This is a genomic window from Christensenella sp. (assembly GCF_034927525.1).
Taxonomy (GTDB): domain Bacteria; phylum Bacillota; class Clostridia; order Christensenellales; family Christensenellaceae; genus Christensenella.
On the sequence record NZ_JAYFPU010000337.1, the window covers coordinates 1 to 3,511 of the forward strand.

General features: G+C 52.0%; 4 protein-coding genes. All 4 read right to left on the reverse strand.

Annotation, left to right across the window (positions count from 1 at the left end):
• On the reverse strand, positions 1 to 437 hold a 437-nt coding region (locus VB081_RS13510), incomplete at its 3' end, for a hypothetical protein (protein WP_323401302.1).
• A 33-nt stretch (positions 438 to 470) separates the two neighbouring features.
• Positions 471 to 1,622, reverse strand: coding sequence for an NlpC/P60 family protein (locus tag VB081_RS13515; RefSeq protein WP_323401303.1), 1,152 nt, complete (start codon positions 1,620 to 1,622; stop codon positions 471 to 473).
• Positions 1,623 to 1,690: 68 nt separating this feature from the next.
• Positions 1,691 to 2,458, reverse strand: coding sequence for a class B sortase (gene srtB / locus VB081_RS13520; protein WP_323401304.1), 768 nt, complete (start codon positions 2,456 to 2,458; stop codon positions 1,691 to 1,693).
• An 18-nt stretch (positions 2,459 to 2,476) separates the two neighbouring features.
• On the reverse strand, positions 2,477 to 3,511 hold a 1,035-nt coding region (locus VB081_RS13525; RefSeq protein ID WP_323401305.1), incomplete at its 5' end, for a bacterial Ig-like domain-containing protein.

Sequence of the window (3,511 nt, forward strand, 5' to 3'; positions counted from 1 at the left end):
TAAACCGGCGAAACCTCACCGCTTGTCAGGGTATAAGTGATGACAGTATCTCCGCCATCCGCAAAATAGAAGTCGATCAGAATTATTTTTCCGGCCTCACCCGCCTGTTTTCCAAGCTGGTAAGTTTGTCCTTCCCCATCGTTTTGCGCCTGCTGCGTGATCAAAAAACCGTCCTCGTTGACAAGCTTAGAGATATAGCCGTTCACATCGTCGATCGATACCGCGCCGCCGCCATAGGTAAGCTCCGTTTTCGATCCGTCCGTCCCCGTACTGGTGGAAGATCCCGTGATTGCCCTTTCCCCAACAACAGAGTACAACGTCGCAACTTCTTCGTTTCCAACCTTGACCTTCTCAGCCGTTTTCGATACGCATGCTGTTGCCAGAACCAGCATAATGCCCACCAGCGCTGCTACGATCACTATTTTTTTTGTTTTCATATCAATGATATCCTCCAAGCGATATTTTTATCGTTATTCATTCATGTTCCAGCCATTGCCGACTGCACCCTGATAGGCCTGCTCTTGTGTCAGGAACATTGGCATCCCGTTTTCCGCTACAACGATCTCTTGCTCTGCCAGAAGCCCCGCTTCGCGCGCTTCTGTAAATTTAAGTTCACGTATATACTGAAAACCCGCTTGTTTTGCTTCCGAGACCACTACATTATTATTTGTGGAGGAACAATGCGCAACCAAAAGCTGTCCTTCTTCGTTTGTCCCCACAACGATCCCGACATGGTTGCGCGGCGTCTGCGACGGCGCTCCGTAAAACGCAAGATCACCCGGCTGTGCCTGCTCCCACGAAATTTCTTTCGAAAGCTCCCACTGCCCCGCCGTTCCATATCCGGTGCGGTTGACTACCTCAGCCTTGGTCATGGTTTCGATCTCGCCACGAGCCGTCAGGCTTTCCTCCGCATTGACAAAGCTCCACAACACATATCCGCTGCAGTCGAGGCCATATGCGCGCGTTTTGCCCATTTGCTCGCTGCCCGCGCTTCCCACGATCGCTTCATTGCCCCATCGAATATCCCAGCCCGTTTCCGTGCTCTTGCCACCCCAGAAATAATTGACCTTACCCACAAGGGAGTACGCCTGCATCACGACTTCCTTGCGATAAGGCGAAAGATTTTCCTGAAGCGCTCTTTCAATATCTTCAAGCTGTTCTTCGGTCAGCTGCAGCGTATCATCATTGCCTTTTGCCACGATTCCCTTTAAAAAGATCGCGGGCGCGTCATAAATCTTCTCCGGCGCTTCTGAGGGCTCCGGCACATTTACAGCTTCCTGTGGTGCGTTTGGTGTCTCTGCCGCTGGTTCTTCTGTTACAACAGGCGCTGCCGGCTCCTCCGGTACAGGCGGCGTCGAAGACTCCGGCGCTGCCGAAGGCTGCGGTTCGGCTGACGGTTCCGGCGCAGGGGCTGTCGACTCCTGTGGCTCCGGCGTTGCTTCTTCTGTGGGCTCTGCCGCATCCTGTGTCTGGGAGACAGCCGGTTCTTCCGATGCCTGCGGTTCCGGCGGAAGCTCCTGTGCAAAGGCAGATATGCTCATCGCAAGAAGCGTGACCACTGCAACGCAAATGTACAATATCCTTTTCTTCATTTTTCCTCGTTCTTTCAGATTATAATTCATATCTATATCCTTTATTATAAACACATCCCGACGGTCTGTCACAGCCTTAACGCTTTTTCTGTCGCCGTCTATATACTTACCAGTTTTCCGATCAACGCATATCTTGCATTTTGAAAATCATACGTACATGTGACCATTGTCACGATCCTGTCTGTCCCCTGTACCGCCACATCCGATCGAAACGTAGATTTTCCCTTGACCGTTTCCACAAAGGAGAGAAACTCCTCTCCGTTTCCAAAGTTAAGTTGCAGATCGTTGACCGATCCATCCACCACATATCCCGCCAACAGCTCTACCCGGTACGAACCGTTTTGTGTATCAAGCGTGAGGGACGGGTGTCCGTCGTAGTACGATTGCTCCTTGTATTTCTCCAGCGCCGCGAACATCTTCCCGCTTTTCATGTGATGCCCGTAAAGGATCGAATTCTGATCCGAGAAATCCTGCGCGTTGCGATAATCCAAAAAGATCGATCCAAGCCTGTTTTTTGTCCCGTCATACAGGTGGTTCAGATAAAACGAATTGTCCTCACCCTGCATGACAGGATAATCGATCGGCGTCCCCTCCGCATAGATCCAGCCCACGGCATCGCCGCTGATCTTCTTCAATGCAGGAATATCGACCCGTTGCCCGGTTGTTGCCGTGCTGCCAGCGCTCGCTCCTGCAGGTTCGATGCTTGTGATCGTCTCTTTTAAGGAAAGATAGGCGCCGTTTCCCATATTGTCTTCCTCGGTCTCTGAATATATCTGGAATCCCGCATAGATCATCACACAGATACACGCCACGATCCCGATCCATATCCATGCTCCTTTTTTTGTTTTTTTACTATGCTTCGCCATTTTTCCTTCTGTTTCCCATTACTTTCTCAGATATTTTCCGTCCCGCTCTACCACTTTGGCCAGAAGTATAAAGATCATCACCGCTGCCATCATAAACAAAATGCTCATTGCAGGCCTGATGTCCTCTACCCCTGTTTTAGGAATCTCGTCGCTTGTTGCACCGGTATCATCATCGCTGCCAGTCGCTGCCACACCGGCTTCCGGCGTCTGTGTTGCTTCCGGCTCGGGTGTCGGCGCGGGCGTTGGTTCAGGTGTCGGCGTTGGCTCAGGCGTCAACGCTTCGCTCACAGTGATCGTGAAGCTGTATGTTTTTTCTATCCCGTCCGCCATATGCCTGATGACCACATCCTTTGTTCCCGGCGTACTCATATCCACCGGGTCGGCCGTATACTCACCATCACTTAACACTCTGTCCATGCCGCCATTGGTATAATGCGCCGTCACTTCGATGCCTGCAAGATCGATGGTATCCCCTACCATATATTCTGTCCTCATCGGTGCTGACGTAATTTCAATGCTGTCAAGCATTACAGGCAGCGCACTTACCGTGATCGGTATTGTCGTCGTTCTGGTGATCAGCGTCCTAGTAAGCCCATCATCTTCTGCATATGTGATTACAATTTCAGTATCCGACGTACTCAACGCTCCCGTTGGGCTGTAGGTATAGCCCGTTACCGGCGCTGTCGTGCTGTCAGAATACGTCGCTGTCACAACCATACCGGCGGTCTCAAAGCTTTCGCCTTCTGTATATGTCGTCTTGGTCGGTGCCGTCGTCACAGCAATGCTGTCCAGTACAACCGGTACCGCGTTCACTGTAATGGGCGTCGTCGCTGTCTTGGTCACGCCGCCTTCTTCATAGCTCACGGTAATGCTCGTATCAGCCGTCGTCAGAGCGCCCGTCGGGCTGTAGGTATAACCCGTCACCGGCGCTGTTGTACTGTCAGAATACGTCGCCGTCACCACCATACCCATGCTGCTGAACGACTCACCTTCGGTGTACGTCGTTTTCACCGGCGGCGTCGTCACGGCGATGCTGTCAAGAACAACCGGTAC